Below are 24,141 nucleotides of genomic sequence, written 5' to 3'. Positions count from 1 at the left end.
GCTGCATGCGAATCCTTCTGGTTCACCAATTTTTCCTGAAAGATGACGAAGGCGGCGGCTCCCGCTGGAACGAAATGGCGCGCATCTGGACCGAAGCCGGACACGAGGTGACGGTGTTGGCGGGAATGGTGCACTATATGGCCGGAAAATCAGATCAGTACGCAGGCAGGTACTTTCACCAAAGTACCAATCGCGATGGCGTAAAGGTAATTCGCTGCCATGTCCCGGATAGCTACCACGCCAGTTTTCTGGGACGCCTTTGGGCGTATTTTTCCTTCACCTTTTCCAGCATTTGGGCCGGAATAAAATTAGCCAAAGGCAGCTATGATGTGATCGTCGTTACGTCACCGCCACTTTTTGTGGGTGCTACCGCATTGGTACTTTCGTGGTGGAAGCGAACTCCTTTTGTGTTCGAGGTGCGGGATTTGTGGCCCGAATCAGCCATCGATACGGGCGTTTTGACCAATAAATATATCATCAGGTTCGCCTACTGGTTCGAGGGCTTCGTGTATAAAAAGGCGAAGCTTATTAACGTTCTAACGCCCGCATTCCGCGAAGTGCTGATTTCCAAAAAGAAAATACCCGCCGATAAAATCATCTTTATACCCAATGCCGCCGACTTCGCGCTGTCGGAAGAGGTAATGGTCGACTTCGACGCCGAGGCTTTTCGCCATGAGCATGACCTGGTCGGCAAATTCGTGATTACTTACGTTGGCGCGCATGGCGTGGCCAATCACCTGGTGCAGGTACTCGACACCGCTGCGCTACTGCGCGACACGGAAGCACTTTTTCTGCTCATCGGCGACGGAATGCAGAAGAAAGACCTCATCGCCGAGGCACAAAGGAGAAACCTGACCCATGTGCGCTTTGTAGATTCAGTACCGAAGCGGGAGGTGTTCAGATATATTCTGGCGTCGGACATGGGTGCCTCGGTGTTGAAGAAAGTCGACACTTTCAAAACGATTTATTCCAACAAAACTTTCGACTACTTTTCCTGCCAGAAACCCGTGCTGATGGCCATAGACGGTGTGTCCCGCGCGCTGGTGGAAAAGGCCGACGCGGGCATTTTTGTGGAGCCGGAAAACCCGAAGGACTTTGCGGAGAAAATTCGTTTTTACCTGCAAAATCCTGAATTGATTAAAAGACAGGGCGAAAGCGGCTACCGCTACGCCCGCGAGCATTTCGACCGGGAAGAGTTAGCTTTGCGGTACTTGGCATTGATTTCGTAAGAAGTCTCTAGAATACCAAAGTTATCATTGTCAATCGAGCGTATCATGCCTCCGATGTCCTTCATCTTCTATCCTACTTTCACCCTTTCTTCTTTCAAAAAATGACTTCCCGCAACCTTCTCCCCCGCAAGCGCCTGGCCATCGTAGCCCATGATAACCGCAAAGCCGAGCTCATGGATTGGGCGCATGACAACATAGCAATGCTGGCACGGCACGAACTCTACGGCACAGGCACTACCGGAAAAATGCTGGAAGAGGCCCTGAACCTACCCGTGATCCGGCTCCTGAGCGGCCCGCTGGGCGGCGACCAGCAGATCGGCGCGATGATCGCCGAAGAACGGGTGGATATGCTGATTTTCTTTTGGGACCCGATGGCGGCCCAGCCGCATGACCCCGACATCAAGGCCCTGCTGCGGCTGAGTGTGGTCTGGAATATCCCGATGGCCTGCAACCGGGCCACCGCCGATTTTTTGCTCAGTTCGCCGTTTATGGCCGGGGATTATGAAGCCCGGCAGACCGACTACAGTACTTATATCAAGCGGAAAGTCTGAACCGAAAGCCGGAGGACAAGGTTTTGTGAGGAAAAAAGCATCCCATGAACGCAGCCAAAACCGTCTTTACACCCGAAAATATCAGGCAGACCTATACTTACGATGAGTACCTGGCCCTGACGGATCAGGTCGTAGCCGAGAAACGCACCACCGGATCCAGGCAGTCACCTGAGATGGCGGAGTATACCCGTCTCAACCAGTACCGGATGCACCGTCTGGACAAAACCGTGAAGCTGGATCTGGACTTACAGCAGCTGGCTTTTCAGCTTTCTACCCCGCAAACCTGGTACGTCCTCACCGAAGCCTGGTGTGGCGATTCGGCTCAAAACCTGCCCGTAATTGCCAAAGTGGCGGCACTTAACCCGAATATCACGCTGACCATGCTGCTGCGCGACGAGCATCCCGAAATCATGGATGCTCACCTGACCCGCGGTGGCAAAGCCATCCCGAAGCTGATCGCAATCGATGCCGACGGGAACGAGCTTTTTACCTGGGGACCGCGCCCGGCAGCCTTGCAGGAAATCGTCTGGGATTACAAAAAAAATCCAACGATCCCTTATGCCGAATTTCAGGAAGAGGAGCAACGCTGGTACAACACCGATAAGACGAAGTCGTTGCAGCGGGAGTTGGTCAACCTCCTTCAGATGGAGGGACAGATCATCAACGACACAGAGCGGCTTGGCGATAGCGCACAGGGAGGTTGAGCGATAAGACAACCTGTCAGCGATTTCGCAGCCTTTTCGATTAATCCGCTATTTTTGCAAAAGCCGACCTCCTTGTCAGGTTGAGCGTAGCCGAAACCCCGATGCCTTCTACTTACTTCCAAAATATTGCCGACGGAATACGTACCACCGCAAAGGGTATGAGCCTGACCTGGCGCCACCTGTGGGCGGCGCGGCACCGCCGTCGGGCGGGCGATGTACGGCGCGACGATTTCTTCGACCAGAGTGAGGGTATGGTCACGATCCAGTATCCGCTGGAAACGATTCCCATTCCCGATAACGGCCGCTACCGCCTGCACAACGAGATGGACGATTGTATTGTGTGTGACAAGTGCGCCAAAGTCTGCCCGGTGGACTGCATCGACATCGAACCCATTCGTGCTACCGAGGAAGTTGGAAAGGCCTCCGATGGCTCGCCCATTCGATTGTATGCAGCCAAGTTCGACATCGATATGGCCAAGTGCTGCTATTGTGGTTTGTGCACGACGGTATGCCCGACCGAATGCCTGACGATGACCAAGACTTTCGATTACAGCGAGCTCGATATCCGCGACATGGTCTATGAGTTTGGCAATCTTACACCCGCCGAAGCCGATGAGAAAAAGCGACTTCTTGAAATATTCCAGGCCGAAAAAGAAGCCCTGAAAGCGGCTGCCAAAAGTACTCCCAAAGTGGAGTCGGGCGACAAACCGGCGGCACCGCGTCCGGCGTTCAGACCGAGCCCTCAAATGAAGCCGAAAACAGCTGCTCCAGCGGAACCGGAAGTAACGAGGGAGGAGGGCGACGAGCTCGAAAAGTCCAAAGTACCCTTTCGGCCTGCGCGTCCGGCCCCTGTAATGAAGCGGCCTGTGATTCCTGCTAAAAAGGAAAAGCCGGTGTCGGCGGCTGAATCGGTACCAGAAGAAAAGCAAACAGAGCCGCCAAAGCCGAAACCCAGGGCACCCTTTCGGCCTACGATGAAACCACCGGGAAGTACCGCGAAAGCGGAAGTTTCTAACAAAGAGGGCAAGGTTGAGGAAGAACTGTCGAAAGAAAAACCAAAAGTACCCTTTCGGCCTACGATGAAGCCGCCCAAAGCCGCGCCATCGTCCGAGACTGCTCCATCCGCTTCTGAACCTGCCCCGGAAAAGCCGAAACCCAAGGTACCTTTTCGACCGACTATGAAACCGCCGGGAAGTACCGCGAAAGCGGAAGTTTCCAACAAAGAGGGCGAGATTAAGGAAGAATTGTCGAAAGAAAAGCCAAAAGTACCCTTTCGGCCTACGATGAAACCGCCCAAAGCCGCGCCATCGTCCGAGACAGATCCATCCGCTTCTGAACCTGCCCCGGAAAAGCCGAAACCCAAAGTACCCTTTCGGCCTACGATGAAACCACCGAAGCCGAAAGACGAATAGAAAAGCCAGCGAGGCTCCGTGCGGAGTTCGCATTATTCACTACCTGTCCCTTGAATTAAATTGTCAACTGAGCTACTTGCCTTTTACGCTTTCGCGGCTCTCGCCCTCGGTTCGGGCCTTTTTATCCTCCTGACCCGCAACCTGATGTACGCGGCCTTTTCGCTGTTTCTGGCCCTACTGGGTATAGCGGCGCTATTTGTACTGGCGGGGGCAGATTTTCTGGCCGTCGCTCAACTGATGGTGTATGTGGGCGGGATTCTGGTACTATTGATCTTCGGGATTATGCTCACAAGAGTCCCCGACCCGGAGGCAACTTCCCAAACGCCCAACCGTGTTCTGGTTGGTCTGGGACGAAAGTTTTGGGGATTGACGGTAGGCCTGGGATTGTTCGTGGTCTTGTTTTTGGTCGTTGTTCAGGCCAACTTTGCCCTGGATGGCGACACGCTCGACAGCCGCTCGACCATCCGGACCCTGGGCGTAGAATTAATGACTACCCACTTGTTACCCTTTGAAATCGCCGGTATCCTGCTGCTTGTAGCTCTGGTAGGTGCCGCATACCTGGCGATGCACCGCAACCCCGACCCGACCGAATGAATTCAGCCATTCCACTTTTCCATTTTCTGGTTGTCGCGGCGGCTTTGTTCAGCCTGGGGCTGGCCGTGGCTGTCACCAAGCGCAACGTGATTGGCATACTTATTGGCTTAGAACTGATGCTCAATGCGGTGAATCTTAACCTCATCGCGTTCAGTCGGCATGATCCGGTGCTATTGCGGGGACAGCTATTCGCACTGTTTGTGATCGTAGTCGCTGCCGCCGAAGTCACGGTGGCGCTGGCAATTGTATTGCGCGTCTATCACCACTACGGCAGCATCGATCCGGATGAAATGAAGGATTTGAAGCAGTAGTTGTTTCCACTCTTATCTGCCCAATTCAATCATTTCAAAAAGGGTACTTTACGTTCTCGGGCAAAGGCTCCACCGATACCTTCATCCACTGGCCGTCTAGCTTAATGACCATAATGTGGTTATCCTTGTCGTAGAAAATGGTACCATCCCCTCCTGTTTTCAGCGCCTGGAAGTTGACGTGTTTGGCGTCCTCGGCGTACTCTTTTTCGGCATCGCCCGGTACTTCAAGCTCCCGCAAATCTTCTTTTCCTACACTGCCCAGCGTAAGGGCGTTGGTCAGGCGCAGCGAACCATAAAAAATGGCCTTATCCCGACCAAAAAGGAAAGAATGCTGCCGTACATCGGAACCGATTCTGAACCAGTTGTAGGCGGGTTCCGAGTGGTTGTACACCGTGCTGTAATAATAAGCTTCAGCCACGGGCCGGCCTTCTTCCACGTGCTTGTTGACGAGCATCGTGATGCGCGACTTATCGTCGCGGGCGTAGCCTTCGAACACGTGGTAGCCCCAGCGCTTGCGGTTGCGTTCCTGGTCGTTGCCGCGCACCTGAACCATATAGGGCGTACTCAGGATACCATTCACGGTGGTGTACATCGGCGTGACTTTCGGGTCGAATCCAAAGCTGTAGCCCCGATCCTTCCAGCGATCCCAGGTAGTGTCGATGTCCGAGGATAGCTCGAGACGCCTGGCTGAGGCATTTTCCGGTCCGGCGATCAGACGGATGTAAGGTTCAGCCGAAGAATAGGGAATGGTTTGGGCCAGTGACGAAAAAGATACCAGCAAGAGACAGACAGTGAACAGCTTCATGGAAAACGATTTATTTGGGGAAAACAGGTAGATGAGCAATATATAGAAAAAGCTCCATTACCGTGATAACCATGGTAATGGAGCTATAAGGATATTCGGCCTTCCCGGCCTACTGCATTTCTATCGAAGGCTCATTTCTTCTTTGCCCGTTCAGCTTTTACTTCCGCCACCGAAACGGCCGAAGCCTTATTCTCGAAACTATTCCTGACAAATGTCAGCACATCGGCGATCTGCTGGTCGGTCAGGAAATTATGGGCGGGCATCACATTGCTGTACACCTCGTCGTTGATCGGTTCGTGGGCATCCAGCCCGTTCAGAACAACTCCGATTAACCGGGCCTTCTCGCCCAGTACATAATCGGTCTGACTCAAAGGCGGATTGAGGTGCGGTACGCCGCCGCCATCAGCCTGATGGCAGACGAGACAGTTTTGATTGTAGACCAACTTACCCGCCGCCATCGATACCTCCGTTGGACTGACTTTCGCAGCATCAGAAGTTGATTTCTGGGTAGCGTTTTTGGTCTGGGCGCAGGACTGGAAGGAGAAAACACTCACCATCACCCCTGCGACGAAACTACATCTGAGTACTCTGTTCATTTGGAATAAGAAATCTTATATAAAGTACCTTTCACGTCATCCGCGACATAGAGAGAACCATCGGGTCCCTGAGCCAGTCCACAAGGACGGTGCATGGCACTACCGGGCGACATCACTGTTTCCATTCCGGCAAAATTATCGGCGAATACTTCCCAGTCGCCGGAAGGCTTGCCATTCTTGAAGGGTTGGAATACTACAAAGTACCCGGCCTGGGGTTCAGGAGCGCGGTTCCAGGAGCCATGGAAGGCGATGAAGGCTCCATTCCGATATTTTTCGGGAAACTGGCTGCCCGTGTAAAACAATAAACCATTCGGGGCCAGATGGCCGGGATAGGCCGCCGCCGGGTCGATGTACTCACTCGAACCTTCTTTCTTACCGTCACCGCCGTACTCAGGTGCTACAATTTTCTTCTTCTGAATCTGATCGTAATACGTATAGGGCCAACCCGCATTCGCGCCTTTTTTCAGTTCGTACATAGCCTCAGCAGGCAGCACCGCCGACTGTTGATCGGTGTACATATCGGGAAAAAGCGTGTTGAGCTGATCGCGGCCGTGCTGCATGATGAACAGCGAATTAGTTTGACCGTTCCAATCCATGCCCACCATGTTACGGATGCCGGTAGCGTAATGGACGCCGTCCTTCAGGATCTGGTCGGGTTGATTGGTTTTAAATTGCCAGATTCCGCCTACGGAGTCCAGCATGGCGCAGGGCATCATACCGGGCGAGCCTTTGGTCCGGTCTTTTACCTGACAGGCGTTGGAAGGTGCACCAATGCCCACGTAAATATTTCCGCTTTTGTCCAGCACCACCGATTTGGAGGCGTGTGTGCCCTTATCAGTCAAACCCGTGACGATGCGCTCGGGCTTGTTGGGGTCAATGACCTCCTGGTTACCATTCAACTTATAACGGAAGATTTCGGTACTGGAAGTAGTGTAGAGGTAGCCATCCCCCAGCGCTATGCCTGTGCCGCCAAAATCCCCGAAGCTTTTTTGCTCATCCATCTTCCCGTCGCCGTCGGTATCGCGCAGAAACACGGTACCGCCACCACCGACGGGCTTGGCCAGCCGCACATACACGTCGCCCCGGTCGGTGACCGTCAGGTGCCGGGCCTTACCCAAGCCGTCGGCCACGATAGTGGTTTTGAAATTGGCCGGAACCTTAATGACAGGTTCGGCCACGGCGTTGTCGGCGATTTTATCCTTGGCCATTTGCGCCACGGCCTGGTTTGTCGGGACACTTGCCAGCGCGCTGATGAGCAGCGTGGCGTATAAGCTTGTTCTTTTTTTAAACACGGTGATATGGGTTTAAGTAAATATTGATTCAGAATCAGATAAACTGCATTTGGCAGGAAGAGTTATCTCATAAAGTAACGTAACCGGTTCTTTTACAAAAAAGGTGCCTGCATGAAGTTACGAATTACCATTTCCTTAGTCCCGTTTCCAGTCGGCGGGCAGAAGGTTGGCGAAACGGTCGTTGCCCAGATCGCCTCTGATATCGATTCCGTTGGGCATGATAAGCCAACCTTGCGGGGAAATAACAGAGTAGCCTTGCGGAAACGAAATGACCGAGTAGGCATAGGACATATCGCTGTAAGGAGAACTGCTGCGTTTGTTCAGGTTGAACACCTCCAGCTTTGTTCCTGAAACTACCAGTCGCTCGGTTTCTAACTCTCCCGGCCGGATCAGAGCCCTGCCCCTGACTTCCTCAATCCGGTTATGCAGATGGTTTTTGATAAAACTCATTCCGTTTTGGGTGCTGACGCGGCTGAACATACGCAATGAATCGGGTATCTCCTGAAAAACCCGGAATCCGTTTTCCCGCAAACTATCGGAAACCATACTAGTCAAGAGCTGTTTCAAAGAACCTTGATAAGCCGTCTTTTGATTGGCGCGCCAGCGGTTTTCCTCCTCTTCATTCGCGGGTTTCAACAACTCAAAGCGGGTATTGCCGCCGTAGTACACTTTGCCTTCATAAAAATCAAAGTCCGACAAATCCTGGTGAATCAGATAGCCCAATGCGCGGTTCTCTATCTTCAGAGGGCTGATCGTCTGCGCCGTAAGGTGTCCGTTGTCATCCAGCGATATTCTCAAAACCTCCGGATTCAGTAGTTTGCATAGCTTACTGAATCGGCCGGCACCCAGTAGTTCCCGCGTAATGATTTTGAGGCGCTGCTCTCGTTTTTTGCTCTTTTTGGAAAAAATGACCACACCTTCCAGCTCCACACCCTGCCGCATCTTGAACAGCACCTTCTTGAGTCCCGGCTGCTCGAAGCGCAGCGTTTGTTTGATGGGCGCATAGCCCAAATAAGAAACGGCCACGTCGATGTTGCCAATCGGCAGGTTGGCCAGCGTATAGGCCCCTTTCTCGTTGGTGGTGGTGCCAATGGACGAGTTGTTGATGTAGACATTGGCAAAAGGCAGCAGTTCGCCCGTTACTTCGTCGGTCACGGTACCCATTATCGTTACAGTGGTAGTTTGGGCGTGGCCAATCAGTTGCGCCAGACAGAAGACTGCAAGAAATAGTTTGCGAATTCTCCAGAATTCCATTTTTTATTGCTTTGAAATCCGCAAAGCTAATTCACCCGTCGGAATATCTACGCCAATCGTCAAAATACCTCCAACCGCTTTCACATCTCCCAGATTGGTATATTTGCCCGTGACAGTGTCGAGGGATTTTACCCCATAAGTACCATTATCGGCCGCCAGTTTCAGGGTCGATTGGGTAGTACCCGTAGCGCGCAGGAAAACAGCGAAGGCGTTGCTTTTGTCCGACAACATATAGGCTATCAGGCCGGGCGCGCTGAGGGTACTTACGTGGTTGGGATATAGCTTTTCCAGGTTAAAACTGCCGAGAAAGTCAGCAAGTACTTTCAACTGCGACCGCAGGGCCGTGCTTCCTCCGCCGGGTGCCTGGTAAGTACCTTTGCCGTCTTCATTGCCGACTGAAAACGAATAATCAAGACTGTTGAACAGCCCACCGCCGCTTAGCATGAATTGCCAGGCTTGCCGGCGGTACACATCATCGTCAGAACCCGCAAAACCCGATTCGTCGAAGCCAATCACTTTGTTGTAATGGTAGTTCCAGCGCACGGCCTCGGGCCAGGCGTAGTGAAAGTTGATGATGGAAACATTGGGTTCGACCTTCGGAATGGAAGCTTTGTAGTTGGTATAATTCTGGGCGATCAGGTGCTTTTTAGGTAGTTTTTGCTCCGTTTGGCTGATCGTATTGGCTACGGCGGCCTGCCACTCTAACGAAGCCTCGTCGGCAAAATCAGACTTGGTTTGCCAGTCGTTTTTCACCAATTCCTCTTTATTTATAATGTTATACACCGGAACATTGCGGTCAGACCAGGGTTCGTTCTGAACTTCGAAGAAAATATTGTCGAAACCATTCAGTTCTGTCGCCATTTTTTTCACGAAAGCCTCCTGATATTTCCAGAGACCGTTGTTGTTCAGCGTTTGGGCTTGCTGGCGGGAAATCTGGTCGGTCAGGTTCACGTTATTGACCGGGTTTTGCGGCGAGATGCCCCATGTTTTGTCCTGGTAAATGGACGAAAAAAGCGTGACCTCGACGATGATGCCGTGGTTTCCGGCTTCGGACAAAAAGTCTTTCAGGCGCACAAAGTAAGCTTCATTCCACTTTGACAAATCAAACTTCGACGTGTCTCCCTCGGCTTCCGGCCACGGGCCGATGTACCGTTCCCTTTTGGGAGCCAGATTGTTCTTCTCGATGTTGAAATCCCCCGCGATTTCGTAGTAAGTACCCGTGAAAATCCGGGTGTAGTTCATGCCCTCGTCGGCCAGGGTTTGCAGGTATCTTTTGTAGTCGAAGTCGAGATTAAGTACCGCGCCGTAATGCTCGGCAGAGGTAATCAGGGCGGTAGTTTTGCCTTTGTAAGTGAAATAGTGCGGGTTCTGGGGGTGGAGGGCGATGGGGGTAGTTTGGGCTTGTGCCGGGCGTACAAACGATACGATGCACAGGAATGGAAGTAAGAGAATTAACTTTGGCATATCAGTAAGCTAGGGAAAGCGTTCAAAACTAGGATGCAAATTTGCCTTTCATCGAAAAAAGGCATGAAACTCAAAGTTCGCCAATATATTCCCGACAATCCATCCCCCCCGTTTGCCACTGAGTCTGTAAAGGCCGGAATTTTTCAGAGTCCGCTTCTAAATAGGCCCGATTTTCTTTGATTAACAAAAAATATCCTTTTCTTTTTTATAAACCGTATGAGGATAAATCTTCACAAATTACGTCTTTTGATCCCCGATTTTCTGCCCAGACGTGAACTCTCATTTCTTGCAAAACGTTGGTCAAACAGCTACCTTTGCCGCCCATTTGAAATTATAGACTGTTGATTCGGAACGAATTACGCGGATCGCTTCTTCAATAAACCTCTGAACCCTGCGTTCTTGAACCAAAACGCAGTACCCTTGAAAATACCTATACACAATGAAAAAACTGTCTTTATTTCTGCTTGTACTGACTGCTGCTTCCCTTTCTGGCTGCCGTGAAACGACCTCACCCGAGATTTATAACAAAGCGGCTTCCGACCCCAAGCTTTATAACGACCTGGGTATACACCTGACCAACGTTATCATTCACGACATTTTTAAGCCGCCGGTCGCGAGCCGGATTTACGCCTACACCAATTTGGCGGGCTACGAGGCGCTGGTACCCGGGAACCCGGAATTCAGGTCGCTGGCCGGTCAGTTGAATGGGTTTGAGGCCACGCCGCAGCCGGAGGAAGGTAAAGAGTATTGCTTTCCTCTGGCGAGTGCCAAGGCATTTTCGATGGTGGGCAGGAAACTTACTTTTTCTGAAAATATGTGGGATGATTACGAGAAGGAGTTTTTTCAGAAATATAAAGACATGGGCATTCCCGATGACGTCATCGACCGGTCGATGGCTTACGGTGAAGCGGTTGCCAAGCATGTCATCGACTATTCAGGCGGCGACAACTATAAGCAAATAAGGGGATTTAGGTACACCGTAACCAATGAGCCCGGCACCTGGGTACCCACGCCTCCTGCTTACGCCGATGCCTGCGAGCCCATGTGGAACACGGTGCGCCCATTCACGATGGATTCGGTGAAGCAGTTTAAGTGCCCCGCTCCCGCCAAATATGACCTCAGTAAGAACAGCGAATTCATGAAGCTAACCCGCGAGGTTTACGATATCGGCAAAAACATGACCGAAGACCAGCGCACGACGGCTTATTTCTGGGACGACAATGCTTTCGTGACCAATGTCGTGGGCCACGTCATGTTTGCCAATAAGAAAATGACCCCGCCGGGCCATTGGCTCGCCATTACACGTACGGTGGCCGAGAATCAGAAGCTCGATCTGATGCAGACGACAGAATGCTACACGATGGGTTCCATCGCCATGTTCGACGCCTTTGTGTCTTGCTGGGATGAAAAGTACAGCAGTGTGCGCATTCGGCCCGAAACCGTAATTAACAATGGCTGGGATCCCGCCTGGCGGCCGTATCTTGAAACGCCCCCCTTCCCTGAATATGTAAGTGGACATAGTTCCATCTCGGCGGCCTGCGGAACAGTTCTGACTCATTTGCTCGGCGAAAATGTGGCCTTTACCGATACTACCGAAAAAAAGTACGGACACGGTGTCAAGTCTTTCAAATCTTTTGAGGATGCCTACTGGGATGCTTCCTACAGCCGCATGTACGGTGGCATCCACTACCGCGACGGCGTGGAAGAAGGAACGCACCTGGGCGAGACCGTCGGTAACTGGGTTTGGAAAAAACTCAACACCCGCAAGAAGGAGAAAGACGCCCTGGCGGTTCGGTAAGAAAAAATATTTTGACAAAACCTGTTTGCATAAGACACGCAAACAGGTTTTTTTCGTTGCTGGAAAAAACGTTTTTGCATGAATTGCGCAGGGAAGAAAGGAAAGTGGGCCGGATGGATGGCCATTTTGGGTTTGTTGGTCATTTCGGCCTGTGACCGCACACAGCACAGTAAGGTCAAACAGCCCAACGACTGGTACACCGAGTGTGTAGGCAAGCCGCTGACCGCTGAGCAGGAAGTCGAAGTAAGGCAGCAAATCGATGCCGAAAAGAAAGTGGCAGAGATCACGGAGATTTTTCGTAAAAAGCGTCTGGGTGGCTTCAACGGCAATGTCCTCATCGCCCAGAAAGGCGTGGTACTTTACAAACAATCTTTCGGCTACGCCCACCTTAAAGAAAAAGACACGTTGCGGGCCGACCACGCTTTCCAACTCGCATCGCTCTCCAAGCCATTCACTGCCGTGGCGGTCCTGAAACTTTATGAGGCCAACAAGCTTAGCCTGGACGATTCCATCCAGCATTTTTTCCCTGATTTCCCTTACCACCACATCACTATCCAAAATCTGCTCAGCCACCGTAGCGGACTACCCAACTATACGTATGCTTTCATGGATAGCGTCCGGCGCGGGCAGAAGTACCCGGCCAACGCTACGGTAATGCACTGGTTTGCCGCCGTAAAACCCACGCCCAAACTGTACAACCGCCCCAATCGCTCGTTTAGTTACAGTAATACCAACTACCTGGTGCTGGCGGCCATCGTGGAGAAAGTGGCAGGCGTACCCTTCGAGGACTATTTGCGCAAGCATATTCTGGACCCGCTTGGCATGAAACACACATTCCTAGTGTCGGACGCACCGGACTCTACGGCCGCGTATCGTACGGTCGGTCACCAATATGGCCGTATCGTACCGAAAGATTATTACGACGAAGTGTATGGCGACAAAGGGCTGTGTTCCACGACGGAAGATCTTTATCGCTTCTACAAAGGTCTGATGGCGGACTGTCTTTTGAGCAGGAAAACCATGCGGGAAGCGTTCTCGCCCCGCAGTTTTGAACGGCCCGGGATGAAAAACTACGGCTACGGCTTCCGGCTGCACCTCAACGAGCGGGAAACTCCCAAGTACATTTACCACGGCGGCTGGTGGAAAGGGTACAACACCATGCTGTGGATGAGCCCGGATGACGACTTCGTAATCATCATTCTCTCTAATTCGTATAACCGCTCCGTCTATCAGGTAAAGGAACTGCTGGACATCCTGCACGGGCAGGTACAACCCGACGATGTGGAGAAAGACCTCTGAGTAAGGTTTGAAATCGGGCCCGAATTGAGGATATTTGCCCGGCCAAACTACCTGACACCCCTCATGCCCGCTACCGACCTGCCAATTTCCGCCCTGCTGCTGCTGGTTATGCCCTTGCTGGCGGCCATCGGCCTGGGGGTAACCGGAAGGCGTGCCGGCAACGCGGCAGGTTGGATCGCAGCTGCAATCACACTGGCTGGATTGCTGCTGAGTATCAGCCTATTCTCCCAGAACGAGATCAGTCTCTTTCACTACGACTGGGCCAAACTGGGCACCTACACCCTGCGGCTTTCGCTGCGGCTCGATTACCTGGGCGGACTGATGCTGCTGCTGGTCCATTTCGTTGCTTTGCTGGTGCAGATTTACTCTATCGCCTACATGCGGACCGATGCCGCACGCGTTCGGTATTTCGCTTTTATCCAGCTCTTCATATTCTCGATGTTGGGTATCGTCATGGCCGGGAGTTTACTGATGATGTACGTTTTCTGGGAATTGGTTGGCCTCTCTTCCTACCTGCTCATCGGTTTCTGGTACCACAAGCCCCGCGCCGCCTGGGCCGCCAAAAAAGCATTTATCCTCAACCGCATCGGCGACGCCGCTTTTCTGACGGGCATCCTGCTGCTCCTCCACTATACCGGAACCACCGATTTCTCCGTCCTGCCCGCGGACCTGTCCTCTTTTCCGTATCAACAGACGGGCCCTGTCACCCTGAGCGTGGACGAATGGTTACTCACCGCCATTGGCCTCCTCCTTTTTGGCGGCTGCATCGGCAAATCCGCCCAGTTTCCGCTATCGGCCTGGCTGCCCGATGCCATGGAAGGCCCGACGCCTGTCTCGGCTTTGATCCACGCCGCCACGATGGTAGCGGCGGGTATTTTCCTGCTGGCCCGCATTGCGTTTTTACTGACCCCAACGGCGCAGTTGGTCATTGCGGTTATCGGTACCATCACTATGCTTCACGGCGCCTGGAAAGCCATGTACGAATGGGATATCAAGCGTTTGCTGGCGTATTCCACCATTTCGCAGCTGGGGCTGATGGTGCTGGCGGTGGGCATCGGTAGCTGGCAGGTAGCCATGTTCCATTTGTTCACCCATGCTTTTTTTAAAGCCGGGCTATTTTTATCAGCCGGTTCAGTCATTCACGCTTTAAGTCCGCATGACGTGAAAGCCCGCTTCGATCCCCAGGATATGCGCAACATGGGGGGATTGCGTACAGTCATGCCCTGGACGTTCATTTGCTACGTCATCTGCGCGGCGGCTTTGGCAGGCATACCGCTCTTTTCCGGCTTCTTATCCAAAGATGCCATATTTGCAATGGCCTTTGTCCGCGCCGCCGAAGCGGGTAGTTTCTGGTACCTTTTCCCAATAGTGGCGGTACTTGCCGCCGGCCTCACTGCTTTTTATATGGTACGGCAAGTGTGGTTGATTTTTATGGGCAAAGCGCGTTTTGCCAGAGTTGCCGGTATTCATCCGCACGAGTCACCTGCCCTGATGTGGGGGCCAATGGCTGTACTGGCTGCCGGGTCGCTGTTCTTCTGGTTTTCCGTCAACCCCCTGGACGGCTTTTCGGGATGGTTTCTCAATGGCATGGAGTATGCCCCTCTGGCTCACGCTACCTGGGTACCATTGCTGTCGGTGATCGTGACGGGCATTTTTCTGGGCCTGGTTTTTCGGCGGGCCAGGCGATACGGCGGATTTTTTCGCCCTTCCCGTCTGGAAAGAATTTCTGATCGCAACAGCCCCTGGCGAATACCGCTGCGACGGATCAACCCCTATGCCGATCACAACGAAGCCACGCAGCACCAGACTTTCTTCCTGATCTTTTTTCAAAAAGTCGCCAACTTTTGCGCCGGATTTGAAAGGAACATCATTGATTCTCTGGTCAATATAGTTGCGAGACTCACCGTCGTGCTGGCCCATATGATCAGATGGACGGATCGCCATATTACCGACGGAGGTGTGAAACTGATCGTCGGGACTGCCAGGGGCGCGGGTCAGGTTGTGCGGCTTTTTCAAAACGGCAAAATACAGTCTTATTTTCTCGTCACCTTTGTAAGCGTACTTTTGCTGCTTTTATGGCTGACGTTAATCAATTGATAATGGACCGCGCGGGCGGCTCCGAAAGGCTAATGGATAATTTTTGACATGAGTGACTACCTACTCAGTTTATTGATTTTTGTTCCGCTGGCGGGAGCTTTGCTGGCTCTGCTCTGGCCCGCGCGGCGCGTTCAGGATTTGCGGGTGCTGACTACGGCGATCTGTGGGCTGGAAGTGCTACTGAGCCTGTTCGTATATTTTGGCTTTGATAAAAGCTCGGCCGGATATCAATTTCGCGAAACGGTGGACTGGATCACCCTCTCGCTGGGCGGCCTGGGCACGGTGTCGGTCGATTATGCCCTGGCGGTGGATGGGATCAGCCTGCCGCTGGTACTACTGGCGGCAGTGGTTATGCTGGTGGGAGCGATTAGCTCGTGGCACATTACCAAACGGCAAAGAGCCTATTTTTCCCTGTATCTGTTGTTGAGTGGTACGGTGCTCGGCTGTTTTCTGGCTCAGGACTTTTTCCTGTTCTACCTTTTCTTCGAATTCATGCTGTTGCCGATGTACTTCCTCATCGGGCTGTGGGGAGGCCCGAGGCGCGAGTACGCGGCTATCAAGTTTTTTGTCTACACCTTTCTGGGTTCCCTGCTAATACTGATCGTGATGATCGGACTCTACCTGTCGGCCATTAATCCCGTCGAAACGGCACAGGCCGTAGGCCTGCTCGGACTGGGCGATGCGCCCAACGCGGGCGTCATTCTGCAGATCCAGCAAGCTTTGGCGCAGGGGTTTATCGAGCCGGGGCAACTGGTGCATACGTTTCGCTTCGAGTACCTGGCTGATGCCGCCAACTACCTCCCCGGCGCCTGGCTCAACCCAGCCTCCGGCATCTTTCTGGGCGACACCCCTGTCCGGATCTGGGCCTTCTGGTTGCTGTTCGCGGGTTTTGCGGTAAAACTCCCCGTGGTACCCGTCCATACCTGGTTACCCGATGCCCACGTGGAAGCGCCAACTGCCATTTCGGTAGTATTGGCGGGAATCCTTCTGAAAATTGGTGGCTACGGTTTTATCCGCATCGTGGACGGCTTCTTTCCGCAGGAAGCCTTTTTCAGCTCCGTACCGTTGGCCCTACTGGCGATGATTTCCATCGTCTATGGTGGCTTCAATGCTTTGGCTCAAAGCGATCTCAAAAAAATGATCGCTTATTCGTCAGTCTCGCATATGGGATTTGTGTTGCTGGGCATCGCGGCCTTTACGGCCGAAGGGATCAACGGAGCCATTTATCAAATGGTAAGCCATGGCGTGCTGTCAGCCATGCTGTTTTTGCTGGCGGGTGTTCTCTCTGACCGCACCCACGATCGCCAGATAGAACACTACCGGGGTCTGATCGGCCCCATGCCCCGCTATACCGTGCTCACGGGCGTGGCTTTCTTCGCCTCCCTCGGCTTGCCGGGTTTTTCAGGCTTTGTCGGCGAGTTGTTTACGCTTATGGGTGCTTTCCGCGCCGACCAGATTCCGGCCTGGATTCCGGCTCTCTCCACTCTTGGCATCATGCTGGCGGCGGCTTATTTTCTGTGGACGTTGCAGCGAATGTTTTTTGGCGGATTTTGGTACAGTAATTCAGCAGAAGTACCTGCTCTGACTGATCTCACAAGACGTGAAATTGGCCTTCTGATGGCATTAGCGGTTCTCACGCTGCTGCTGGGACTATTCCCCAATCTGCTTTTCTCAATGAGTGGTCCGACCGTGCAAGGGTGGTTTGAAGGGATGGGATAGGTTGGGTGAGCACGTAAGGTTCTGGTGGCCAGAAAATCTGGTAATTCGCTCGGCTCAAAATCCAGGCATTCCGCCCAATGGTTTGCTCGAACATGTTTCCAGATGACAGCATCAGGTGTACTATTGGCTTCCCACCGGAAATAAACAAATTTCTTGCTACCGGGTTTCAGCTAAACTACCTCTCCCATTTTGTACAGAAGATAAAATTGACTGATACTCTGTACTCTCCCTGTAAAAAATAGAACATTCTTTATCTATGCCATAATCCTGACTATTATTTATTCTATCAATCGCGTCGCTTAAAGAAATTTTCAGGATATTCGACACTTACAAAAAGATATGACCTTATGCTGAGCCGCGTTGCCAACTCGATATACTGGATGAACCGTTACATGGAGCGGGTAGAAAATTATGCTCGTTTCGTGGGCGTCAACTTCAATATGGCCCTCGACCTGCCGCCTGATGTAGACGAGCAATGGGAACCGCTGCTCACCGCTACGGCAGATAATTTTTTGTTTGAAGAGTACTTCGACAAACCTACCCGTGAGGACGTTATCTATTTCATGACCTTCGATAAGCGCAATCCTAATTCGGTAGTGAGTTGTCTGTACGAGGCCCGTGAAAACGCCCGCACGATCCGCGAAAGCATCTCGAAGGAAATGTGGGAAAGCATCAATGAATTTTATCTGTTCATCCGCAGTACCCCCACCGATAATTTCCGTAATCTCGACCTGATGCAGGATTTTTTCGCCGAAATTAAGCGCCGGTGCCAGCTGTTTCACGGAGTGGTAGACTCCACCATTACGCGAAATGAAGCCTGGCACTTCGGGCGGCTGGGGCGGCACCTGGAACGGGCCGACAAGTCGTCGCGGTTTCTGGATGTGAAGTACTTTACGTTGCTGCCTGAGATCGGGGGCGTCGGCACTACGCTCGACCTGATGATGTGGACCGCCGTGCTGAAATCCGTGAGTGCTTACAGCATGTACCGCCAGACCCACGCTGCCCTCACGCCCATGAATATCGTATCGTTTTTGATTTTGGATAAATTGTTTCCGCGTTCTATCGCCTATTGTGTGCGGCAGGCTGAGCTTTCGCTTTACGCCATTGCTGGTTCCACGCCCGAGCGGGGTTTTTCCAATCCGGCCGAAAAGGCGATAAGCAAACTACGTTCGGACATTGAGTTTACTGATGCTGAAGACATATTTAAAACCGGACTTCACCAGTATCTGGACAATTTCCAAAGCCTGAACAACGAAGTAGACAGCGCAATTTTTGAAATGTACTTCGACGCCAAGCCCATTCAATCCCAAAGCCAGACGATGGGCGTTATGGGCCAGTACCAAAGCCAAAACGGCCACCAGTTTCAGGCGTTTCGGCTAAATTAATTCTGAATTAGTGAATTGTGAATAAAAAATATTATTTGTTCCTCCAGTATAAGAGCTATTCACTAATTCTGTCATTGACAGTTTAAAAGCATGACCTACTGCCTGGGTATAAAAGTGGCTTCTGGCCTGGTGGCTATTGCCGACACGCGGTTGACTTCCGGCACCGAAGTCTCGACCAACAAGAAAATCTCGGTTCATCAATTCGAGCACCACTCGATGTTCATCATGACGTCGGGGCTGCGTTCGGTGCGGGATAAGACCATTACATATTTTAAAGAAGTACTGGAAGAGCAGGATCACAGCTTCAATAAACTCTACAAAGCGGTGAATGCCTTCGGGGCGCAGGTGCGGCGGGTCGCCAACGAAGACCAGGCAGCGCTCAGGCAGGCAGGACTGTCCTTTAATCTGTTTTCTATCGTCGGCGGGCAATTGGAAGACGACGACGAACATAAGCTTTTCTTACTATACCCTGAAGGCAACTGGGTGGAAGTCGGGCAGGGTTCGCCGTTTTTCATTATTGGCAATTCGGGATATGGCAAACCCTTGCTCTACCGTAGTTTACGCTACGATTCTACCTTACAGGACGCCCTCAAAATTGGATTTCTCTCCTTCGATTCCACGCGGGTGAGCTCCAATGATGTGGACTACCCCATCGATGTCATCATGTACGAAAAAGACGGTTTCCGCATGGTGGAGCATCGTTTTGAGAAAGACGACCTCGACTTCGTGGCCAAGCAGTGGAGTGTGCTGTTGCAGAACTCCGTCCAGAAACTTCCTACCGGATGGATGGAGCCCATATTATCCAAATCATTCGAAACCTCATGAATCTACGGGTCAAGCATTCCCTGAGCTACACTTACGATAAACCTGTGGCGCTCGGGCCACACGTGCTGTACCTGTATCCCAAAACCTACCCCCACCAGCAAATCCTGCACTACGCGCTGCGCATCGACCCACTCCCTTCCAAGGTAGTCCGTAATGTGGACGAAGAAGGGAATGTGCAGCAGGTGGCTTACTTTGCCTTCAATACCAGCCACCTTTCGGTAGAGGCCGATATGACGCTCCGTTCGGACCCTTTCAATGTTTTCGATTTCGTCCTTTTCCCCTTTGAAGCCAAAAACATCCCTTTTCGTTATCCTGAACGGGCGCAGAAGTACCTGGCTCCTTACCTCAGCCGTCACGAGATTACGCCCTACGTGGAGCAATTTGCCCGGCAAATCGCCACCCAGGTTAGCTGGGCTACAGTACCTTTCCTGACTTTACTGAGCCAGCATATCCACGATAATTTTTTCTATCAACACCGAATCGAGGGCCGGCCTTTTCCGCCCGAAACTACCCTGCGCGGACAAAGTGGCTCCTGTCGCGACTATTCGAGCCTGTTTATTGCGGCTTGCCGTTGTCTGGGCATCGCGGCCCGGTTCGTGAGCGGATACCTTTACGGCAATCCGGCTCAGGCCCACGAGCTGCACGCCTGGGTGGAGGTATATCTGCCCGGTGCGGGTTGGCGCGGCTTCGACCCTACCGAGGGCCGGGCGATGATCAACAACCACGTCTGTCTGGGTGCTTCTGCCGATGCCGACCAGCTGGCACCCGTAATGGGTACTTTTCAGGGCGCGACCTCCTCGCTGCTTACCGCTCACGTAGAAATCGAAGAAGTTGCGGGCTAAGTTGGCCCATTTAGCGGCAGAAATAGCTACTTTTGTTGTTTAACCAAGTAACGCAATCTAGTGACGCTTATCAAATCCATATCGGGAATCAGAGGTACCATCGGTGGCGAAATCGGTGACGCTTTGACGCCTGTCGACGTTGTGAAATTCACTGCTGCCTACGCTACCTGGCTGCGTCGCACCGCTCCCAAAAGCAATTCAATTGTGATTGGCCGCGACGCCCGCCTGTCGGGCGGCATGGTCAGCCGTTTGGTTGCTGCCACATTGCAGGGTGTGGGCTGGGATATAATCGATCTGGGGCTCTCAACCACCCCAACCGTCGAAATCGCCGTGACCTCGGAGCAGGCCGCCGGGGGAATTATTCTCACCGCGAGTCACAATCCCCTGCAATGGAATGCGCTCAAACTGCTCAATGGGGCCGGTGAATTTATTTCGGCCGAAGATGGCGCAGAACTGTTGCGTCTGGCCGAGGCCGAGGATTTTGATTTTGTAGAAGTAAAGAAACTTGGCTCCTACCGTACCGACGACACGTACCTGGGAAAGCACATCAGCCTCATTCTTAACCTTGATCTGGTGGATCGGGCAGCCATTACGGCCGCCAATTTCCGTATCGCGGTTGATGCCGTGAACTCTACGGGTGGCATCGTGATTCCCATGTTGCTCGAAGCGCTGGGTGTGAATTCGGAGAATATCCTCAAAATCAATTGTGATCCTTCGGGTAATTTTGCCCATAACCCAGAACCACTGCCCGAACACCTCCGTGAAATCCGGCAGGAAATCAAGAATGGCTCCTTCAACCTCGGTATTGTGGTGGACCCAGATGTAGATCGCCTGGCGCTTATCTCGGAAGACGGCTCACCCTTTGGCGAAGAATACACGCTGGTAGCGGTGGCGGATTATGTTTTGAAAAACAAAGTCGGCAATACCGTGTCCAACCTTTCCTCTACCGTCGCCCTGCGCGACGTGACTGAAAAGGCGGGTGGTAAGTACTTTGCCTCCGCCGTTGGGGAGGTGAATGTGGTGGAGATGATGAAGGCCAACGACGCCGTCATTGGCGGTGAGGGAAATGGCGGCATTATCTACCCAGAACTCCATTACGGGCGCGATGCATTGGTGGGTATAGCTCTGTTTCTGAGCCATCTGGCCAAGTTCGGCAAGCCTGCCTCTTTTCTGCGTGGCACCTATCCAAAGTACAATATTTCCAAAAATAAAATCGAGCTCACGCCTGATGTGGACGTAGATGCCATTCTGGAGCGAATCAAGGCGCGCTACCACAAGCAGCCTATCAATACCATCGACGGCGTTCGTATTGAGTTTGACCGGGAGTGGGTCCACCTTCGCAAGTCTAATACGGAGCCTATCATCCGCATTTATTCCGAGTCCGAAACCCTGGCCACGGCAGATAATCTGGCGAATAAGATCATTTCGGATATCAAGGAGGCAATGTCGGAAAGGGCTTAGTTTTTGAGGTACAGAGGTACAGAGGTACAGAGGTACAGAGTGAATGGACTGACGCAGGAGTGCGTTCCAACCTTTTTCCGTGAATGGTGCTCTTTTTCATAAATTTCACCAAGAATTTACGACTATGGAGAAGTACCTTGGGATTTTTGTTTTGGCTTTGTTGGTTTCAGTTTTTTCTTGTGATAAAGATATATCGCCTGACTGCCCGGAGTGTGGGAAGAAGGTAGGCAAAGTAGTCGAGCGCCAAGGCACGATTACCTACGACTCAACGGCAGGGCGCTATCTGATACATTCACACATTCCAGGTACGATCGATGCTTTCAGAGCAGGGTACCTTTGTGATTTGCCAACAGCATACCGGGAGACAGGAAAACGGGTAATAGTGAGTGGTACTTCATACGAAACTACCCTCCGTTTCCCGACCGGTATTTGTTGTGTAGACGAAAACTACTGTCTGACCCTGTCTTCAATCAAAGAGCAATAGAAATAAAGCGGCCAGGTGGGTTGATCGCCACAACTGAGGTCCTAAAAATCAATTACACAATTTTCCAATCTTGTGAAAGTTTACTTCGACAACGCCGCCACGACCCGCCTGGACCCCGAAGTCCTGGATGCAATGATGCCTTTTCTGACCGAGCAATTCGGGAATCCATCTTCCATTCACGCGCATGGGCGGTCGGTACGATCAGCCATCGAGCGGGCGCGGAAGACAGTGGCCGGACTGCTCAATGCAGCCCCGGCGGAGATATTCTTCACTTCCGGCGGTACCGAAGCGGATAATACCGCCATCAGGAGCAGCATCGAAACGCTGGGCCTGACCCATGCGATTACCTCGCCCGTCGAGCATCACGCCGTGCTGCACACTTTGGAGCATTTGCAAAAGCAGGGACAAGTAGTTTTGAATATGGTGCGCTTGGACGAAAAGGGCAACGTGGATCTGGCACATTTGGAAGAATTGTTACGCACCCAACCACGCACGCTGGTTTCGCTCATGCACGGCAACAACGAAATTGGCAACCTGCTGGATTTGCAAGCCGTCGGCGAACTTTGCGGCGAGTACGACGCCATTCTCCATAGCGACACCGTGCAGACAATGGGCCACTATCGCCACGATTTGCAGGAATTAAAAGCCCAGTTCATCGTTGGCGCGGCGCACAAATTTCATGGGCCGAAAGGAGTTGGATTTCTTTACGTGCGGCCCGGCACCAAAATCGACCCCTTCGTCTTTGGCGGGGCGCAAGAGCGTAATATGCGCGGCGGCACCGAGAATGTATACGGTATCGTGGGACTGGCCAAAGCCCTCGAAATTGCCTACCGCGACATGGACAGCCATCGGCAGCATATCGAGAATTTGAAAAAGTACCTGATTGCGCAGCTGCGGGCCAATATTGAAGGAGTAACCTTCAACGGCGCGTCGGCAGATTTGAAAAATAGCCTCTACACAGTTTTGAGCGTGAGCCTTCCTGCTTCTGAACTGAACGACATGCTGCTATTCAACCTGGACATTGCCGGAATTTCCGTATCGGGCGGCAGTGCTTGTTCGAGCGGCTCCAATGTCGGCTCTCACGTTTTGGGGGCCTTGAATGTCGACCCAGAGCGGGGAAACGTCCGTTTTTCCTTTGGGAAATACAACACCAAAGCGGAAGTGGATTACGCCGTTTCCACCCTGGCGGGCTTGTATGAAAAAGAAGGGGTATTCAAATAAATCCCTTACTTGTCACCATGCCACCGCCGGGCAACGCGGAGAGTATAGTCCACGAAATCGATAACCCCTTTGGTATAGACCTCATTGCCGGTAGGAGTTCCGTCTTCTTCCAGGTTCTTGCCTGTCTCGTGCGACTCGAAGTATAGCGGTGAAACCACGGAAACTTGTTTGTTGAAGCCGATAAGTTTATTGACAATCATCGCGACTTCCAGGCAAGGTTGCCGCCCGCCGCGCCCCGACGACACGCCAACCAAAGCAAAAACTTTATCATCGAAAAGGCGTAAAAACGGCTTTTTCCCCAACTGGTGCAACGCATTGATAAGCTCTCCGCTCGTGATCCAGTTGTATTCGGGAACAGCCATGACGACTAAATCGGCTTCGCCCCAAACTTGGATGAGCCCCTGCTGGAAAGCCGACAAATTCTGCGGGTCCAGACTGCCGCGTCCCACCATCGGAATGTCTATTTCCCGAAAATCAAAAAGCGAGGTGTCGCTTTCGTGGGCGCCGAAAAGAGATTTAAGGTACTTGGCTACTTTGAGAGAATTGCTGTCCTGACGGGGAGAGGTAGATATAATGGCGACTTTCACAATCTAGACTTTTTTGGATTCGTAAAATAAACTGGTAAAACCCTGCCTATCCGGGTTTGGTTTGATTAGCCCCACTGATTTTCCCAAAATAACGTCAATTTGCTCTTGGACCAGGGCCAGTTTTGTAGGTGGTTACAAGGCCTGAAATGTCCGGTAGCAAACCGCCAAAGTACCTTACGACGACCAAAATGCGAGCCCAATCTTAATAATG

At 52.3% G+C, this 24,141-nt stretch carries 22 protein-coding genes; 16 read left to right on the top strand and 6 right to left on the bottom strand.

Going from position 1 to position 24,141, the window contains the following annotated elements; all coding sequences use genetic code 11:
- Positions 1–5 precede the first annotated feature (5 nt).
- From IE117_RS23520 to nuoK, 6 genes are all read left to right on the top strand, one after another.
- The gene (locus IE117_RS23520; RefSeq protein ID WP_189567999.1) at positions 6–1,229 is read left to right on the top strand and encodes a glycosyltransferase family 4 protein; all 1,224 of its coding nucleotides are present in this window, start codon (positions 6–8) and stop codon (positions 1,227–1,229) included.
- 101 nt (positions 1,230–1,330) lie between these two features.
- Positions 1,331–1,780, top strand: a complete 450-nt coding sequence (locus IE117_RS23515; RefSeq protein WP_189567997.1) for a methylglyoxal synthase — start codon at positions 1,331–1,333, stop codon at positions 1,778–1,780.
- A gap of 44 nt (positions 1,781–1,824) precedes the next feature.
- Entirely contained in the window at positions 1,825–2,484 is a 660-nt protein-coding gene (locus tag IE117_RS23510; RefSeq protein ID WP_189567995.1) for a thioredoxin family protein, read from the top strand.
- 101 nt (positions 2,485–2,585) lie between these two features.
- A complete protein-coding gene (locus IE117_RS23505) occupies positions 2,586–3,896 on the top strand; it encodes a 4Fe-4S binding protein (RefSeq protein ID WP_189567993.1) in 1,311 nt (436 codons plus the stop codon).
- Between the two features lie 60 nt (positions 3,897–3,956).
- Entirely contained in the window at positions 3,957–4,490 is a 534-nt protein-coding gene (locus IE117_RS23500) for an NADH-quinone oxidoreductase subunit J family protein (protein WP_189567991.1), read from the top strand.
- Positions 4,487–4,801: an NADH-quinone oxidoreductase subunit NuoK gene (gene nuoK / locus IE117_RS23495; RefSeq protein ID WP_189567989.1), complete on the top strand. Its 315-nt coding sequence runs from the start codon at positions 4,487–4,489 to the stop codon at positions 4,799–4,801. The genes IE117_RS23500 and nuoK overlap by 4 nt, the downstream gene beginning before the upstream one ends.
- Before the next feature lie 34 nt (positions 4,802–4,835).
- Here nuoK and IE117_RS23490 read toward each other — a convergent pair whose 3' ends face one another.
- The 5 genes from IE117_RS23490 to IE117_RS23470 all read right to left on the bottom strand — a co-directional run bounded on the left by IE117_RS23490 (position 4,836) and on the right by IE117_RS23470 (position 10,212).
- Positions 4,836–5,606, bottom strand: coding sequence for a hypothetical protein (locus IE117_RS23490; RefSeq protein ID WP_189567987.1), 771 nt, complete (start codon positions 5,604–5,606; stop codon positions 4,836–4,838).
- A 131-nt stretch (positions 5,607–5,737) separates the two neighbouring features.
- The gene (locus tag IE117_RS23485) at positions 5,738–6,202 is read right to left on the bottom strand and encodes a c-type cytochrome (RefSeq protein WP_229581372.1); all 465 of its coding nucleotides are present in this window, start codon (positions 6,200–6,202) and stop codon (positions 5,738–5,740) included.
- The gene (locus IE117_RS23480; RefSeq protein WP_229581369.1) at positions 6,199–7,494 is read right to left on the bottom strand and encodes a PQQ-dependent sugar dehydrogenase; all 1,296 of its coding nucleotides are present in this window, start codon (positions 7,492–7,494) and stop codon (positions 6,199–6,201) included. The genes IE117_RS23485 and IE117_RS23480 overlap by 4 nt, the downstream gene beginning before the upstream one ends.
- A 135-nt stretch (positions 7,495–7,629) precedes the next feature.
- Positions 7,630–8,748: a carboxypeptidase-like regulatory domain-containing protein gene (locus tag IE117_RS23475; protein ID WP_189567985.1), complete on the bottom strand. Its 1,119-nt coding sequence runs from the start codon at positions 8,746–8,748 to the stop codon at positions 7,630–7,632.
- Positions 8,749–8,751: 3 nt separating this feature from the next.
- A complete protein-coding gene (locus IE117_RS23470) occupies positions 8,752–10,212 on the bottom strand; it encodes a hypothetical protein (RefSeq protein WP_189567982.1) in 1,461 nt (486 codons plus the stop codon).
- A 439-nt stretch (positions 10,213–10,651) separates the two neighbouring features.
- On the opposite strand from IE117_RS23470, the gene IE117_RS23465 reads away from it, so the two are divergent.
- The 10 genes from IE117_RS23465 to IE117_RS23420 all read left to right on the top strand — a co-directional run bounded on the left by IE117_RS23465 (position 10,652) and on the right by IE117_RS23420 (position 23,343).
- On the top strand, positions 10,652–12,010 hold the full coding sequence (locus IE117_RS23465) for a vanadium-dependent haloperoxidase (protein ID WP_189567980.1): 1,359 nt from the start codon (positions 10,652–10,654) through the stop codon (positions 12,008–12,010).
- A 78-nt stretch (positions 12,011–12,088) separates the two neighbouring features.
- The gene (locus IE117_RS23460; protein ID WP_229581366.1) at positions 12,089–13,309 is read left to right on the top strand and encodes a serine hydrolase domain-containing protein; all 1,221 of its coding nucleotides are present in this window, start codon (positions 12,089–12,091) and stop codon (positions 13,307–13,309) included.
- 63 nt (positions 13,310–13,372) lie between these two features.
- Positions 13,373–15,406 carry an NADH-quinone oxidoreductase subunit L gene (gene nuoL, locus IE117_RS23455; RefSeq protein ID WP_189567978.1) on the top strand — a complete coding sequence of 678 codons (2,034 nt, stop codon included), beginning with the start codon at positions 13,373–13,375 and terminating at the stop codon, positions 15,404–15,406.
- Between the two features lie 48 nt (positions 15,407–15,454).
- Positions 15,455–17,125: a complex I subunit 4 family protein gene (locus tag IE117_RS23450; RefSeq protein WP_189567976.1), complete on the top strand. Its 1,671-nt coding sequence runs from the start codon at positions 15,455–15,457 to the stop codon at positions 17,123–17,125.
- A 347-nt stretch (positions 17,126–17,472) separates the two neighbouring features.
- Positions 17,473–18,510 carry an alpha-E domain-containing protein gene (locus tag IE117_RS23445; protein WP_189567974.1) on the top strand — a complete coding sequence of 346 codons (1,038 nt, stop codon included), beginning with the start codon at positions 17,473–17,475 and terminating at the stop codon, positions 18,508–18,510.
- Between the two features lie 90 nt (positions 18,511–18,600).
- A complete protein-coding gene (locus IE117_RS23440) occupies positions 18,601–19,335 on the top strand; it encodes a proteasome-type protease (protein WP_189567973.1) in 735 nt (244 codons plus the stop codon).
- Positions 19,332–20,177, top strand: coding sequence for a transglutaminase family protein (locus tag IE117_RS23435; protein ID WP_189567971.1), 846 nt, complete (start codon positions 19,332–19,334; stop codon positions 20,175–20,177). Before IE117_RS23440 ends, IE117_RS23435 begins: the two co-directional genes overlap by 4 nt.
- A 60-nt stretch (positions 20,178–20,237) precedes the next feature.
- Positions 20,238–21,638, top strand: coding sequence for a phosphoglucosamine mutase (gene glmM, locus IE117_RS23430; protein WP_189567969.1), 1,401 nt, complete (start codon positions 20,238–20,240; stop codon positions 21,636–21,638).
- A gap of 124 nt (positions 21,639–21,762) precedes the next feature.
- Positions 21,763–22,122, top strand: a complete 360-nt coding sequence (locus IE117_RS23425) for a hypothetical protein (protein WP_189567967.1) — start codon at positions 21,763–21,765, stop codon at positions 22,120–22,122.
- Positions 22,123–22,194: 72 nt separating this feature from the next.
- Entirely contained in the window at positions 22,195–23,343 is a 1,149-nt protein-coding gene (locus tag IE117_RS23420; protein WP_189567965.1) for a cysteine desulfurase family protein, read from the top strand.
- 5 nt (positions 23,344–23,348) lie between these two features.
- Here the strand turns inward: IE117_RS23420 and IE117_RS23415 are convergent, their stop codons facing one another.
- The gene (locus IE117_RS23415; RefSeq protein ID WP_189567963.1) at positions 23,349–23,930 is read right to left on the bottom strand and encodes an NADPH-dependent FMN reductase; all 582 of its coding nucleotides are present in this window, start codon (positions 23,928–23,930) and stop codon (positions 23,349–23,351) included.
- Positions 23,931–24,141 lie beyond the last annotated feature (211 nt).

The sequence above is a fragment of the Persicitalea jodogahamensis genome, from assembly GCF_014651615.1.
In the GTDB taxonomy this organism is placed as follows: Bacteria; Bacteroidota; Bacteroidia; order Cytophagales; family Spirosomataceae; genus Persicitalea; species Persicitalea jodogahamensis.
Note: the sequence above shows the minus strand (reverse complement) of the source record. Positions and strands in the feature narration are given on the sequence as shown.